Genomic DNA, 14507 nt, shown 5'->3' on the forward strand with positions numbered 1-14507 from the left:
TCGTACTGTAACATGATTGAATCCCTCCACGTTTCGAAATTATTATTAATCAAAAATAATTGATTAATACCGTAAAAAAATTCAGCAGCAATCCGTCTTGAACAGACAGCAGAGTTTATCTGAGAGAATACCATTGATCTCATTTTCATCGATTCCGTAATAGCTCCATGTTCCCCGCGTCTCTTTCACGATCAGTCCAGCATCAAGCAGTATTTTCAGATGGTAGGACAGTTTGGACTGCGGCATATCGATCAGTGGAGACAAGTCACAGACGCAGATACTTTTCTGTTTCGTCAGCAAATGTAAGATCTGCAGTCTCTTCCGGTCTGCAAGCGCTTTGAATTTCGCTTCATACTTTTCGAATTCAAGATCCAAGGACACATCCTGCAATTGAATTTCCATAGAACTCTCTCCTGTTAAATCAAATTTATTTGATGAATAAAATATAAACCGAAAATTCCCTGCCGTCAACCCAAAAATTCTGATAAAATAAAAAAAGATTAAACTTGGAGTGATACCGGATGAAAAAAATATTCTCAAGATACTCCCATTGGTTATTATTCGTACTTGTCGGTACAAGTCTTTTGACTGGCTACAGCACTGCGGAAAGTTTCCGTGAAGATAAAATCGCCATGGTGTTCGGAATGACTGGCTTTACGGCAATCGCGTACTTAACCCTATTTTTGGAAGGAAAGAAGCGGCAGGAAGCGCGGGAAAAATAGAAGGATCTCCTTCAGACTTCGAGTCTGAAGGTTTTTTTGAAAATGAAACCCAAAAACTCTCATTTTTGTCTAACTATTAACAGCGGAAGGAGGGGCGGGATGGATAAAGGCGAAAAAGACAGGCGGATAAAGAAGCAATGGAGCAATTCGGACAAGGAGAACCCGGCGTTGTCACGGGGACGTCTGCAATCCAAAAAATGAACGATTACGTGAAAACGCAATTCCAAGATTATTTCATGAAAGCCGGTTATGAAAAGTTCGAAGCCAGGGCAACAGCGTTCTTCACGGAATTTCCTGCAAAACGGTCCGGTAAAGTGTTCGACGTTCTGTCGGTTGAAATTGTAAACCAAAAAGCGCCGGATTCGTCATTCGATTCCACACCATACAGAATCACAGCTGTTCTGAAAGGGACTAGTCCGGATGGGTCCGTTACAGAGGTTGAGATGAAAGGCAATGCGGTAATTTCAAAAGATGAATTGATCAAGGAGATCAAATTTAGGGCGACTTCAGAATTTCAGGAGTATGTTACGACTGAGTGACAGCAGAGTGGCTGATTCGCATATGAACCAGCCACTCTTTTTTTAGTATACTGAACTTGTAAGGAAAGGAAGGGCATCATGGAATTTGAGTTCAGGGAAATGAGCCAGGAAGAAGCGGAAGAGATCGCTTTCGGCTGGCATTATGATGGCGTGTATGCCTTCTACGATGTGGAAGCGGATGAAGAGGATCTGGCGGAATTCCTGGATCCGGCAGAACGGGATGGGACGGTTTTTGCGGGTCATTCCATACATGGGCTCTCCGGTTTCTTCAGTATCAGTCAAGTGAACAATGAAGCAATCGAAATCGGGCTCGGTTTGCGGCCGGACCTGACAGGACAAGGAATCGGGGCGGCATTCGTGGAAGAGGGACTGTCATTTGCTAAGAAACAGTTTTGCTTTTCCCGTGTGACATTGTCCGTCGCTTCATTCAACCAGCGTGCCATCCGGCTTTATAAAAAGATGGGTTTCATCAGGGAAACCACCTTCCTGCAGAAAACGAATGGCGGGGAATACGAATTCGTAAAAATGCAGAAAAAGCTGCAGGATTTTATCTGTAGCGGAAAACAAGAACTGAGGGGCTGCTTTTTGGACGGGGACAGAAAAAAAGAGGGCCGGTAACAGTAAACCAGGAGGATCAGCATGGAAACAGAAGTGTATCTTGTCCGCCACGCGCATTCTATCTATACACTCGAAGAACGGTCCCGGCCATTATCTGAAAAAGGGCGGAAAGAAGCCGATAAAGTGACGGATTCATTAACCGGCGTCAGCGTGGACCATGTGGTGTCGAGTCCATACTTGCGGGCTGTCCAGACAGTCGAAGGGGTCGCGCTGGAACGGGGACTCCCCATCCGGATGGTGGAAGGCTTGCGTGAAAGACAGCTTGCAGAAGGAGCGGTACAGGATTTTGACACGGCAATTCATAAAGTCTGGACGGAACCCGGTTTTGCATGGCCGGGCGGTGAATCGAACGATTCAGCCCAGCAAAGAGGCGTTGCCGCTTTTGAAGATGTCATAAAGCATTTTGAAGGGGGAACAATCGTCATCGGAACCCACGGGAATTTGATGGTGCTGATCATGAATTATTATGATCCACAGTGCGGATTTGAATTTTGGAAACAGCTTACTATGCCGGACATCTATCGTTTAACGTTCAATGGACTCCGGATGATTGGCTGTGAAAGAATGTGGCAAGACTTGTAAGAAGAAAGGAATGGAAATCCTATGCCGAAATGCGATAATTGCGGCAGAAGATGGCCGTGGCGGGATGCCTTCTTAAAGTCATGGTTCCTTATCGGCGGCAAGCGCTGTCGTTTCTGCGGAGTGAAGCAATATGTCACACCTTCCTCGAGGCGCCGAATGAGTTTTTTGTCGGTTGCGCCGGCCGTTGCCGTCCTCTTGTGGGGAACAGCTGCGGAAGTGGACATTCTGGACCACCTGTACATGGCAGCGGCCATTGTAGTGATTGTCATCGCCCTGCTGCCGTTTGCCATGGAACTGACAAGCGAAGAGCAGCCGCTTTGGTGAAAAGAAATAACAGGAGAAATGATGGCATGACCATGCCTGTACACAGGAAACACCTTCCGCAATTACGAGCCGGAAGGTGTTTTTCTGCCTGTCCCCAGGCTATTCTGTCTTCGCTGCATAAAACATTCTCGACATCACAATACCGATGACCCCCAGTGTGATGAAGAGGAATGAGCGGATGACGATCGAAACGAAATGCATGTCGACGAACAGCAGTTTCAGTAAAGTGACAAAAATCAGCGCAATGCCGAAAATGCGGATCTTCCTGTTGCCTGTTTTCATGCCGTAAAACACGGAGCTGATCGAGAACAGTCCCCAGACGACAGAAACCCCCATGCTCTGCAAATTCCCGCTGTACGCCTGAAGTCCGACGTCCGCCACAACGGTCAGGAAGACGAGAAGTGTCCCGACAAGAGACGAGCCAAGAAGGAGTCTGCCGGTTTTTCTGGAATCGCTGCTGATAATTGTGTCTCTGTCGTTAAACAGCCGGTATATCGTACCAAGTGCTGCGAGAAGGATCAGGAACGTCAGTGTTTCAAATGACCACACCCGCTCCATCAGGAGGCCTTCCTCAATCGTCATCCAGCCGCTGAAGAACAGCAGAAGGAAGGCCCCCGCCCGCTGGAACCGGCTGTTGATGGTGATGGCGAGATAGTAAAGGATGACCGACTCGACCAGGAAGACCGCTTTCAGTTCATACATATCGATCAGGCGGAAAAGACCGACCGATAAGATGAAGACAGCGACCGAACTGAATAAAACCAGTTTCCCGCCGGTTTTATTCCTGACGGAAAGGAGCGACAGTGCGGTGTAAAAGAGAAAAAGGCCGATCCAGAATCCGTCATAAGCTGTGAAGAAATCGTTTGAAAAGTCGACATATGCCGCGCCCTGAAATTGCGCTGGCCGGGAATTGAAGGCCACATAAAGCCAGGGGAGCGTGACAGCCGCACTTGAAAAGAGCAGCGGGAATTCCTGCGAATGGAACCGGTCGAATTTCGCGAGGACTGCAAGTGTGATCAACTGCTGGAGCAGCACGGATACGGCAATGACTTTCAGCGATGTGATGAGTTCAGCAGGCGCCAGCCCGAAACCCGAAAAGGCGGCATACGCGGAATACGTCAAATGCAGGAAAACGATGGACGAATACAGCAGTATGATAAACCGTTCTTTTAATGACAGGGCGAACAGCGACATATACAGAAGGAACACATATGCGGCGAATAAATAGACATTGCCCTGTTCGTTCTCGAGAAGGAACGGCACGAGATAGCCGCCGGCCGCCACCAGGATTCCGAGTGCCTGTGATTTGTGGCGGACGGTGAAATAAACACCGCCGGCGATTCCGAGTACGTTCAGCACCATTGCGGGATAAATGGAGATGAAGCTGTAGAGCACATGAGCCGCGAATGTGCTCAAAATGAATGTCGTCACCGCACCGCTCAGCAAGGTGATCCCGAGCACTTTCCGATTTCCCGATATCTGCCGGTCTCCGAGGAAAGCCAGACCCGCTGCGGCTGCGAATCCGAGCAGCACCCGGACCGGTTCGGTGATCAGGCTGTTGTCGGCTGCCGCTTTGAATGCCCAGATGACACCGAGCAGTAAGACGAAGATGAAGATTCGCGGCAGCCATACCTGTCCGATTCGCTTTTCCCAGTCGATCGGATCTTCCCGGATCGGTTTCGGATTTCTGCTGAACTGCCAGGAGGGCTTATCCGTTCGGACAGGCTGATCATAGGTATGTGTTGGCTTGGCTGGATGACCGATGTTTTTGAGTTCGGCCACTTGCTGCTCTAAAGCGGCGATGCGCTTTTCCAGTTCAAAAATTTTCTGTTCCGACATGTTCCTTCCCCTTTCGGTTTCTTTCTTCATTTTCCTGAATTTCACAAGGAAAGTCTGCTAATTTTCCGTCTTGATTGAGCAGCTGAATATTAAAAAACATTCTTATGGAAATAGACTGGTTTTCCAGCTGAAAAGATTCATGAGAACGAAAAATGGATGAATAGGCAGTCTGCTTTAAAAACAGGTCATCCAGGACAATAAGTCGAATAGTAAAGCTGAAAGCCCCCGTTCGACGCTGAATGGCGGAAAACAGCGGCGGCCCGGCTACTGAGGCTTTAGTTGATTTTATTAAACGAGGGAGAGATTCAATTGGCGGAACTTACAGGTAAAGTGGCAGTCGTCACGGGAGCAAGTCGCCTAAAAGGAATCGGTGCAGCGATCTGCAGAGAACTGGCCCAAAGCGGGTGCCATATCTTTTATACATATTGGACCGAATATGACCGCGAAATGCCTTGGCAGCTGAGTTCCGATGAACCAGAGAAGTTGAAGAGAGAGTTGGAGAAAACGGGCGCAAAAGTGAATTGCATGGAATTGGACCTGTTAGAAGCCGATGCACCAGCAAAACTGATGAACAAAGTCGAAGAACAGTTCGGAAGGTCCGATATTTTAGTGAATAATGCCGCCTATTCAACACCGGGCGATTATTCAAATCTGACGGCGGAGGAATTGGATAAACATTACCGAGTGAATATCCGGGCAACTGCATTGCTTAGCAGCCAATTCGCTAAAAACTTCAAGGAAAAATCAGGGGGAAGAATAATAAATATTACATCTGGCCAATTTCAAGGACCGGTGCCGGGGGAACTGGCATATGCAGCAACAAAAGGAGCTGTGGATGCGTTGACTGTCTCACTATCCGCGGAACTTGCACCGCTCGGGATAACAGTTAACGCAGTGAACCCGGGACCGACGGATACCGGTTGGATGACCGATGAAATAAAACAGGAACTGCATCTGCTGTTTCCATTCGGCCGGATAGGTGAGCCAGAGGACGCGGCGAAAGCTGTGAAATTTCTCGCAAGCGAGGAAGGGAGCTGGATAACCGGACAGATCATTCATTCAGAGGGCGGATTCAAACGATGGGGCTAAGCGGAAATACTTTTAAGGAATCATTTTATGCCATGGTGAATTTTTTAGGTGAAATTGGGGAAGGGCTTCGATGAACAACCCATAATTTTTTCTCCGAGGACTGTAATAAAAAGGAGTTTGATTTGTAAATAAAGGAGAAAAAAAGATGAACTGTTATAACTTTCTGCTAATCGGTAAAATTCCTAGTAATTCAAAAATGAGGAATAAGACTAGTTTGATTTGTTTGAAAACATAACTATTATACCATTTAAAATACACAGAATCTTTTTATACTTGTAAACAGGCAGAAAAAATCCCATACATCAGAGAGGAATGGACAATTTGATCAAAGTCTTATCGACATCAGCGCTGGCAGCAGCGTTAGCCGGAACAGCCGTATTTGCAGGCACAGCGGGAACGAGTGATTCCGCAGCGGTACAGCCGGAAGCGAAACACGGTTTGGAACTCGCCCACTACGTGGGAGCTTCTCCGGAACTTGCACAAAAAGCAAAAGAACTCGGCGTGGATGTGTCCAAAGCGGACCCGGCTGAGAAAATCCAGAATGTAGGGACTAAGTTCCAGCAGGCTGGCGATAACCATGTTGCATATAAGCATGCGACAGGAGACGTTCCAGTTCTCGTAATCCTGGCGAAATATGCGGATAGCGATGAACCAGTAGGCGATATGGAAGGGCAAGTTCCGGCCAAGTATTATGAGGATTTGATCTTTGGCACAGAGTACAATCCTTACGAACTTCCGCAGTTCGAAAAATATGCAGTATCTCCAGACGGAGTGCCGGCTCCGACAAACAGCACGATGCAGAACATCTATAAGGAATCAAGCGATGACCGCATCAATCTCGTCCGGAAAGAAAATACGGAATACGTCTGGGTGGAACTCCCGCATGGCGCTTCATACTACTTGGATCAGACTGGTAAGCATGCTGAAGGCGGCGCCTACAAGTACGGCAACGTCAACGGGGATGCGCATACAGGTGAATTCGTCCGCGATTTGCTGAAAGCAGCGGATGAGCAAGTTGATTTCTCTCAATATGCAGTAAAAAACGAAGAAACGGGTGAGTCTGAAGTTCCTTCTGTATTCATCGTACACGAAGGGACAGGGGCGGAATTCAGCCGCGACCCGGCACAGTTCTGGTCGCACAAATGGGGTCTCTTGAGCGCGCTGTACTATGGCAAATACTATGAGACAGGATTCGTGGCTGCGGATGCAGACAGAGACGGAAAAGTCTCGGATGCTGAATGGGAAGCGTGGGCAACAGCAGTTGAATCTGATTTGACATATGATGGTGTAACGGTTAACACGTACAACATGCAGCCGGGCATCGGCGGTAACGTCGCCGGTTACGACCTGGCCACAGGCGGATACAAAGACGAGCTGAAAGAAGGTCCATTCCCGGCACAGGCGGGCGTGTATGCACACGAATTCGGCCATGCGCTCGGACTGCCTGATTTCTACGACACTACTTACACGTCACAAGGCGTCGGGAACTACTCGATGATGGCTGGCGGATCATGGATGCGTTATCCGAATGCTGCAGCATATTCAGGCAACTCGCCGACAGCATTCGATCCATTCTCGAAAATCTTCCTCGGCTGGTCTGAACCAATCGAAGTGACACCGCAGGAAGGTGTACAGGAAATCACACTGCCGCCGATCAACGCAGCGACAGCAACGAACGGCATCGTCAAGATGGAAGTCCCTGGCTCGAATGGCACAGAATACTTCCTATTCGAAAACATCCAGCAAGAAGGCTTCAATAAAGGCTTAATCCGGCAGGGTGCAGATTCTGAAGGACTGGTCGCTTGGCACGTTGATGAAAATGTCATCTCTAAATATCAAACAGCCGGACTGCGCGTAAACAACGTCGCTAACTACATGAACAAGCGCTTTCAGTACAATGAGTCTGCATTTGCTTCTGATGGTTCGAAAATCACACACTACGGTCTCTCTGTCGTCCAGGCTGACGGCAATTACGACCTTGAGAAGTACGTAAACCGCGGTGACGCGGGTGACTTCTTCAATGAAGGTGAAGAACTGACGCCTGTATCCAGCAATGTCCATTCCGGTTCTTACTACTTCTGGCAAGACAGCGGTGCGGTTCCTGGAGACACGGGAATCCATGTAACGGATATTAAAGAAAATGAAGACGGCTCTATCACAGCGAATTTCTCTTATAAAGAGACAGCTGTTAACACTGGAGCAAAAAAATCTAAGTAATAATGTGAAAATCCCGGTCTTGAGTTTCCTCAGGACCGGGATTTTCTAATTATCTGAAGAGAAAATATAAAACAATGATCACCACAACAATCAATCCGCCCCATGTCGGGAATCCGAAAAATGCGCGGTTATAGGTGTCGTCGCCTTTCCCGATGTCACTGTCGCGATTTCTATCCCGATTGTGCTTCATTCTTTCCCTCCCAACTTCAAAGAGATTTACATGTAAATTATTTTCCTTATTGTAACTTTTCTTACGGTTTCCAGTCTAATGGGTAAAGAGAGGTGGGGCCGGTATGAGGAAATTTTTCGCCATCACAACCATAGCTGCTATGCTGAGCGGATGCGGGATTTCAGAAGAAACATCTCCGGTGTCTTCTGAAATTCCTGGAACGGATTTGGAGATGCCATCTTCTGAAACACCGCCGGATTTGGAAGTCAATGCTGCTGGAATGAAAATTCCTGTCTTTCCTGGTTCCTATTCCTGGACTCACCTGGATGAAAATGGCGGTTTTGTTTCGACGGAGGCATCCGGCGGTGCACCAACAGACCTTGTCGATATGGAATCTCCATCTCAAGTGCCTTCCGGCGCTGAAGTGGATCTTCTATTCGAAGAAGAGCCGCTCAGGTATCGAACCGAAATCTGGCGGGAGAATGGCGAAGTGATCACGCTTCCAGGTGAAATTGAACTGGAGGGTTTGAATGGTGTTACTGTATTCAATGTCATTGCAGAATGGGAACATGGAAAAGGCAATTATTCTTTTGCAGTGGATGTGCAGCGTTGAACCGTAACGTAGTAATGTGAAAGGGGAACTGGTTATCTTCTGAACTAATCGGAGAGGGGACTGACTATGTGGAAATCGATCGGTTTATTAGGACTTCTCTTCTTAGGGATTTGGGGGTATAACGCTTACGCGGATTCGCAGGCACATCCTATTCCCGAAGTTACGGCGAACGGAGAAGCGCTGGAAGTGAGGGAAGGCTCTTACTGCTGGGACGGATTCATCAATTCAATGTGTGCCGATATGGTCTATACCTCCGCTTTCGAGATGGGTGACCGGGAAAAGGCTCCGGCACTTTCAACAACTGACGTCATCCGATTTGAGTTTGACCGTGAACCGATTCCCGGCACACTTGCTGCCGAGCTATGGAGCGGAATGGAACAGTCCGTGCCTATTGAATTTAAGGACGGAACAATCTCCGTCCCTGATCAGGAAGGCTATTATGTCGTGCATCTGTCCGCACGGTGGGAACAAGGGACCGGCAATTACGGATTCGGTTTCTTTGTAAATGACTCAAATGAGGAAACAAGTATTGCCGAATCTTTTCGCCGGCCGCCGGATTTGCTGGTTCATGCAGGAAATGAAGTGATGACTATCGGTGCAGGTATGTATGAGTGGACGCATACTGACCCATCCGGTGGGAAGATCAGCATCAGTTCGCTGGCGCTGCCAAGGAAGGAGGTAATAGCTTCTCTGGCTCCGCTGCCGGTCGAATCGAGCGAAGAACTCTCATTCGATTTCAATCTTGAACCGAACAAGGTGGATATGGAAGTATGGAAAAAGGATGGCAGTGACTTACCGATATTGGACGAACCGGATCTTTCGGATTTTGAAGGGGTCACCGTCTTTCAGTTGACGGCTTTCTGGAAACAGGGAACCGCACAATTTGTATTTGCGCTGGATGTTCAGGGATGAAAAAGATATGTTACAATTTGGAAAAATAGAAAGAAGTGACTCGATGAAAAAAGGAATTGCCTTTTTGGTCTTAGCAACGATGCTCTGGGGCGGCAATTACATCTGCGGCCGGTTTCTCGCCGATGCCCTGCCTCCGACTTTATTGAATACGATCCGCTGGGCCATTTCTTCCGTCCTGCTGTGGGCAATCCTGCTGGTTAAAAGGAAGTCTCTTCCACTTCTTTCTATGTGGAAGGAATTCTTCATTCTCGGTTTTTTCGGCGTTTTCGCTTTTTCAACACTTGTCTATGCAGGGCTTCAGTCCATCAGCGCCTCATCCGCAGGAATGATTACAGCTGGCATTCCTGTCGCGATTCTGCTGTTTACGCCGCTGATCCTGAAAGAAAAAATCAGCATGAGAGCTTGGATCGGCACCGGGATTTCGATTTTTGGCGTCATCCTGCTGTTCCAGGGAATGCAGGGAAGGGATACGGATGACTCTTTCACCGGACAGTTTGCAATCCTGCTGGCGTGCATCGCCTGGGCATTGTATACCGTTTATGGAAAATACTACGGACGGAAAACGGATCCGCTCACGCTGACTGCCGGTGCTGCTGTGTACGGCACAGTGCTTAGCGCTTTCAGCTGCATCGGCACTGTTGATCCGCAGGCGGTTCATTTGGACGCTGCTGCCATTCTCGCAATCCTTTATGTCAGCACATTCGCTTCCGTCATCGCCTATCTTGCATGGAATGCAGGAGTCCGGGTGGTCGGCGCAGGGACAGCTGCGCCGTTCATCAACTTACTGCCTGTCTGGACGGTTGTCTTCGGACTTGTGCTGCTGAATGAAGAACTGGCTGTTTTGACGCTGGCCGGCGGCATCATCACCATCACCGGTGCTCTCCTTGCGAGTTATCGTGGAACTGCGGCACAAGGAGCGAAGAGGGCGTCGGACTGACAGCCACTGCCCGGCGCACGGGCACCGCTACTTGAACCAGCCGAGCCGGCGGAACCAGAGATACATACCGATGGCTAGGATCACCATGATGGCGAGCACCATGAAATAGCCGTATTGCCAAGTGAGCTCCGGCATATTCTCGAAATTCATTCCGTAAATCCCGACGATGAACGTGAGCGGAGCGAAGATGGATGTGATGATGGTCAGCACTTTCATGACGTTGTTCGTCTGATGGGAATTGAGCGATAAATAGCTGTCGCGTATATCCGCTGTGATTTCCCGGTTGGCGGTGACCATTTCTGAAAGCTTAAGCAAGTGGTCGTAAATGTCTGAAAAGTACTCCCGCCGTTCCCGGATCTCCGCGAGGTGGTGGGAGTTCATCATGCGGTACAGGAGGTCCCGCATCGGATGGATGGTATGCATTAGGCCGAGCAGCATGTAGCGCGCATCGAACAGGTCTTCCATCAGGTGGTCCATCGATGTGTTTTTTGTGTTGTCTTCAATCCGGTCGAGATCATCTTCAATGGCATACATCAGCGGAAAATAATTGTCCACGATTTTGTCGAGGATCTGATAAAAGACATAATACGGGTCCCACTTATCCAGCAGCTGCATGCCGATCAGCCGTTTCCGGACATAAGCTACTTCGTCGGCCGGCGTATTATGGAATGTGACGATGAACCGGTCGCCGACGAAGAAATCGACCTCTTCCTTCAAGGTCTCTTTTTCTCCGGCACGTACCGTATGAGTCGCATAAAAAGTATGGTCGTCATAGTAATCGAGTTTCGGCCGCTGGAGACGGTGGATGCAATCCTCAATGGCCAGCGGATGGAATCGGAATGTATAGGCAAGGTGGTAAAGTTCCTCATCCGTCGGCTGATCGAAGTCCGCCCAGACCCATTTAAAGTCATCAAAACGGAAAGTATCTACTGACAGGTCCGTCACTAACTCATTTTCTTCTGTGATTCCGAGAATATTGATCATACAGTTACACCTTCTTTTTTCATTGAACCTCAGTTTATCATAAAATTCCGTGCGATGATTTATTCCACCGAGGCTGAAGGGTATTCCCGTGATTTTAAGGGTAAAAAGAAGACAGGAGGGATTAATATGCTTGAGAAAAAGTTCGGGGACCGGGATGGCTGGGAACGGATCCAGCGGAAAGAAACAGCAAAAATGGTGAAGGAGGACGACCACGGATTTTCGGGACATGTCACTCTGCTGCAGGCATTGCAAGTGACGGAACCGCTCGTCTTCACTTACCGGGGGAAAGATGTGAAAGTGCTGGATGACGGCTATGTATGGGTGCAGCATTTCCCGGACGACAAGCGGTTTTCCCTGACGACGATGTTCGATGATCAGGGTGAAGTCGTTCAGTGGTATGTCGATGTCTGCAGACAGAACGCCACAGAAAACGGCCGGCCTTATATGGAGGACTTGTTTTTGGACATTATCATCCTGCCGGACGGCGAAGTGATCCAGGCGGATACAAAAGACTTGGAAGAAGCGTTGGAAAAAGGGGTCATTGGGGAAGACTTGTATTCGACTGCCTGGAAAGAACTTGACAGACTTTACGCAGCGGTAGAAAACGGAGAATTTGAGCTGCTGAAAGTGGCAAAAGCCCATTACCAGGAATTGATGGAGAAGCTGAAGACTCAGTGAGACCGGTTTCGGAAAGAGACCGGTATTTCGGTTTGCAATCGGCGACTTTTGAAGGCTTTTCTTGCGGAGAATGGAAAGAATGGCGATGAAGGTTGGAAAAGCAGCTAGAAAAGGTTACCATTAAAATATAGAAGGATAATTTGGGAAATGAGGTGGGAACATGGTTGGAAAACCGGCGGACAGCAGGATCCCCAGCAAAGAGAGAGAAGAAATGTACCGTCAAATCGTGGAGTGTTCGTATGAAACGACCATCATTCATGCGGACCATAAGGTTCTTTATATAAATGAACCCGGTGCCGCATTCCTCGGCGCACCGAAAGAAGAAATAATCGGTGCGAATGTGATTGAAATTTTTCCGGTTTCGATCCGGGAATCCATCGCAAAACGAATTCAGCGTGTTGCGGGAGAGAACGAAGTCGGGGAGCTCTTGGAAGCGGTACTCTTCAAAGCGGACGGCACGCTCGCTGATGTGGAGCTGTACTGCCATCCGACGACTTTCGGCGACCGTCCCGCCATTCAGTCGATTGTCCGGGATGTATCTGAGCGCAAAGCGGCAGAAAAAAGGCTCCGGAAATCTGTGATCGAAGTCGGGACCCCGGTTGTGCCGGTATCTGAAGGGATTTCCGTCGTTCCGTTCGTGGGGGATATGGACGAAATGCGCATCGCCCACCTTCTTGAAATGATTCCGAAACAAGTGCAGGGTAAACAGCTGAACTACCTGATCCTCGATTTTTCAGGGATTTATACAATCGACGACACAGTTGTGGATTTCATGTATAAAATCGATTCGACGCTGAAACTCCTTGGTGTTTCACCTGTCTGTACGGGATTGCGGCCGGAAATGGCGAAAAAAGCCGTGGAAGCATGCGACGGGATCGCTTCTCTTCGGACGATGGCAACAGTGAAGCAGGCGCTGAGCCGGCTGGCAACTGAAGGGCAGTAAAGGAAAGCGTGCAAGGCCGGATGCAGACCATAGAGAAGAGAACCACTGTGCCGAACCCATCGGTTTCAGCTGAAAGTTGTCCGGAGCGGCAGCTTTTTTTATTGGTTGCTGCTGGTATCCGCACGAGAATCTCCCAGCTCAGACAGGATGGCAGGAAAAATCGGCAGGAGTGCCGAATGGAGTAAGGAAAGGTGAATGAAAAAATGAAATGAGGAGGGGACATATGGCAACAAAAGCACGGCAGTTGTTTGTAAACATGTCCGTCAAGGACCTGGACCGGTCCCGGTCATTTTTTGAGAAACTCGGGTTTGAGTTCAATGAGACTTTTTCCGACAGCAATGCAGCCTGTATGGTGATCAATGACAGTACCTTCGTGATGCTGCTGCAGGAAGCGTTTTTCAGCACATTCACGAAAAAGAATGTGACAGACAGCACAACATCCACAGAAGTCATCATGTCGCTGTCGGCGGAAAGCCGGGAAGCGGTTGATGATTTGGTCAATAATGCCTTCAAAGCCGGCGCCATGCCTTCAAATGAGCAAATGGACCACGGGTTCATGTACGGCTGGAGTTTCCAGGACCTGGACGGGCATTTATGGGAAGTGGCTTACATGGAAGAGCCGGAGCTGCCGGTGGAATAGCGGACGGAACGAGACACAGCCGGATGACAGCTGTGTCTCATTCCGTATCCCGATTTAAAATTGAAGGAGAGGAAGAAATGGGGAAGTTTTTTTCAGCGGTATATGATCCGGTGATGCAGCCGCTTGAGAACAGCCGCTTCGGCCGGATCAGGAAAAATCTGATCCGAAAAGCGAAAGGAAAGGTCCTCGATATCGGTTCGGGTACCGGATTGAATTTCCCTTACTATACGGAAGCGGTCGAATCGGTGGATGCCATCGAACCGGATCCGGCGATGAGGGGACAATCGGTTGAACGCGCCCGGGATGCGCCCGTACCGATCCGCTTGCATGCCGCCCGGGCGGAAGACCTGCCATTCCCTGATCAGTCCTTTGATTCCGTCACAGCGGCACTCGTCTTCTGCACCATTCCTTATCCGTCTCTTGCACTGCGTGAAATCGAGCGGGTCTGCAGGCCGGGAGGCGAAGTGCTGTTCTGGGAACATGTCCGGCTCGATCAGCCGGTGCTCGGGAAACTGCAGGATATACTGACGCCCGGTTGGAAACGGGTAGCGGATGGCTGTCACCTGAACCGGGACACACTGAGTCTTATCCGGGAATCCAGACTGGAAATAAAAGAAGTCGAGGAATATTACAGCGGCCTGTTCCTGGTCATCCGGTGTAAAAAGCCGGCATGACCGGCAAGGGCAGGAAGCTTTTCGGAA

18 protein-coding genes are annotated in these 14507 nt (G+C 49.1%); 14 read left to right on the forward strand and 4 right to left on the reverse strand.

Annotated elements, in window-relative coordinates; translation table 11 throughout:
• Window positions 1–81: 81 nt before the first annotated feature.
• Window positions 82–402 (reverse strand): ArsR/SmtB family transcription factor, encoded by a 321-nt coding sequence (locus tag CCE92_RS05110; protein ID WP_088006450.1) that lies wholly within the window; start codon window positions 400–402, stop codon window positions 82–84.
• 119 nt (window positions 403–521) lie between these two features.
• Between CCE92_RS05110 and CCE92_RS05115 the strand changes: the two genes are divergently transcribed.
• From CCE92_RS05115 to CCE92_RS05135, 5 genes are all read left to right on the forward strand, one after another.
• On the forward strand, window positions 522–722 hold the full coding sequence (locus CCE92_RS05115) for a hypothetical protein (RefSeq protein ID WP_088006451.1): 201 nt from the start codon (window positions 522–524) through the stop codon (window positions 720–722).
• A gap of 137 nt (window positions 723–859) precedes the next feature.
• Window positions 860–1261, forward strand: coding sequence for a hypothetical protein (locus CCE92_RS05120; protein ID WP_088006452.1), 402 nt, complete (start codon window positions 860–862; stop codon window positions 1259–1261).
• 78 nt (window positions 1262–1339) lie between these two features.
• On the forward strand, window positions 1340–1879 hold the full coding sequence (locus CCE92_RS05125; protein ID WP_088006453.1) for a GNAT family N-acetyltransferase: 540 nt from the start codon (window positions 1340–1342) through the stop codon (window positions 1877–1879).
• Between the two features lie 21 nt (window positions 1880–1900).
• Complete coding sequence (locus CCE92_RS05130; protein WP_088006454.1) at window positions 1901–2461, forward strand: histidine phosphatase family protein; 561 nt, start codon at window positions 1901–1903, stop codon at window positions 2459–2461.
• Between the two features lie 21 nt (window positions 2462–2482).
• Window positions 2483–2785 carry a TIGR04104 family putative zinc finger protein gene (locus CCE92_RS05135; RefSeq protein ID WP_088006455.1) on the forward strand — a complete coding sequence of 101 codons (303 nt, stop codon included), beginning with the start codon at window positions 2483–2485 and terminating at the stop codon, window positions 2783–2785.
• A 99-nt stretch (window positions 2786–2884) separates the two neighbouring features.
• Here CCE92_RS05135 and CCE92_RS05140 read toward each other — a convergent pair whose 3' ends face one another.
• Window positions 2885–4624 (reverse strand): DUF2339 domain-containing protein, encoded by a 1740-nt coding sequence (locus CCE92_RS05140; protein WP_162287813.1) that lies wholly within the window; start codon window positions 4622–4624, stop codon window positions 2885–2887.
• Between the two features lie 309 nt (window positions 4625–4933).
• On the opposite strand from CCE92_RS05140, the gene CCE92_RS05145 reads away from it, so the two are divergent.
• Window positions 4934–5713, forward strand: a complete 780-nt coding sequence (locus tag CCE92_RS05145; protein ID WP_088006457.1) for an SDR family oxidoreductase — start codon at window positions 4934–4936, stop codon at window positions 5711–5713.
• A gap of 321 nt (window positions 5714–6034) precedes the next feature.
• Window positions 6035–7930, forward strand: a complete 1896-nt coding sequence (locus tag CCE92_RS05150; protein ID WP_088006458.1) for a M6 family metalloprotease domain-containing protein — start codon at window positions 6035–6037, stop codon at window positions 7928–7930.
• Between the two features lie 49 nt (window positions 7931–7979).
• Here the strand turns inward: CCE92_RS05150 and CCE92_RS15815 are convergent, their stop codons facing one another.
• Window positions 7980–8120, reverse strand: a complete 141-nt coding sequence (locus tag CCE92_RS15815; RefSeq protein WP_155522827.1) for a hypothetical protein — start codon at window positions 8118–8120, stop codon at window positions 7980–7982.
• Window positions 8121–8223: 103 nt separating this feature from the next.
• On the opposite strand from CCE92_RS15815, the gene CCE92_RS05155 reads away from it, so the two are divergent.
• The 3 genes from CCE92_RS05155 to CCE92_RS05165 all read left to right on the forward strand — a co-directional run bounded on the left by CCE92_RS05155 (window position 8224) and on the right by CCE92_RS05165 (window position 10561).
• Window positions 8224–8712: a hypothetical protein gene (locus tag CCE92_RS05155; RefSeq protein WP_088006459.1), complete on the forward strand. Its 489-nt coding sequence runs from the start codon at window positions 8224–8226 to the stop codon at window positions 8710–8712.
• A gap of 66 nt (window positions 8713–8778) precedes the next feature.
• On the forward strand, window positions 8779–9624 hold the full coding sequence (locus CCE92_RS05160; RefSeq protein WP_088006460.1) for a hypothetical protein: 846 nt from the start codon (window positions 8779–8781) through the stop codon (window positions 9622–9624).
• Between the two features lie 43 nt (window positions 9625–9667).
• The gene (locus CCE92_RS05165) at window positions 9668–10561 is read left to right on the forward strand and encodes a DMT family transporter (RefSeq protein WP_162287814.1); all 894 of its coding nucleotides are present in this window, start codon (window positions 9668–9670) and stop codon (window positions 10559–10561) included.
• Window positions 10562–10588: 27 nt separating this feature from the next.
• Here CCE92_RS05165 and corA read toward each other — a convergent pair whose 3' ends face one another.
• On the reverse strand, window positions 10589–11545 hold the full coding sequence (gene corA, locus CCE92_RS05170; RefSeq protein WP_088006462.1) for a magnesium/cobalt transporter CorA: 957 nt from the start codon (window positions 11543–11545) through the stop codon (window positions 10589–10591).
• 126 nt (window positions 11546–11671) lie between these two features.
• Here corA and CCE92_RS05175 point away from each other — a divergent pair, with 126 nt between their 5' ends.
• The 4 genes from CCE92_RS05175 (at window position 11672) to CCE92_RS05190 (ending at window position 14480) form a co-directional block, all read left to right on the forward strand.
• Complete coding sequence (locus CCE92_RS05175; protein WP_162287815.1) at window positions 11672–12223, forward strand: ribonuclease FAU-1 family protein; 552 nt, start codon at window positions 11672–11674, stop codon at window positions 12221–12223.
• A 160-nt stretch (window positions 12224–12383) separates the two neighbouring features.
• Window positions 12384–13166, forward strand: coding sequence for a PAS domain S-box protein (locus CCE92_RS05180; RefSeq protein WP_088006464.1), 783 nt, complete (start codon window positions 12384–12386; stop codon window positions 13164–13166).
• A 223-nt stretch (window positions 13167–13389) separates the two neighbouring features.
• The gene (locus CCE92_RS05185) at window positions 13390–13806 is read left to right on the forward strand and encodes a VOC family protein (protein WP_088006465.1); all 417 of its coding nucleotides are present in this window, start codon (window positions 13390–13392) and stop codon (window positions 13804–13806) included.
• 77 nt (window positions 13807–13883) lie between these two features.
• Window positions 13884–14480: a class I SAM-dependent methyltransferase gene (locus CCE92_RS05190; protein ID WP_088006466.1), complete on the forward strand. Its 597-nt coding sequence runs from the start codon at window positions 13884–13886 to the stop codon at window positions 14478–14480.
• Window positions 14481–14507: the final 27 nt, after the last annotated feature.

It is taken from the genome of Indiicoccus explosivorum (assembly GCF_002167005.1).
Lineage (GTDB): Bacteria > Bacillota > Bacilli > Bacillales_A > Planococcaceae > Indiicoccus > Indiicoccus explosivorum.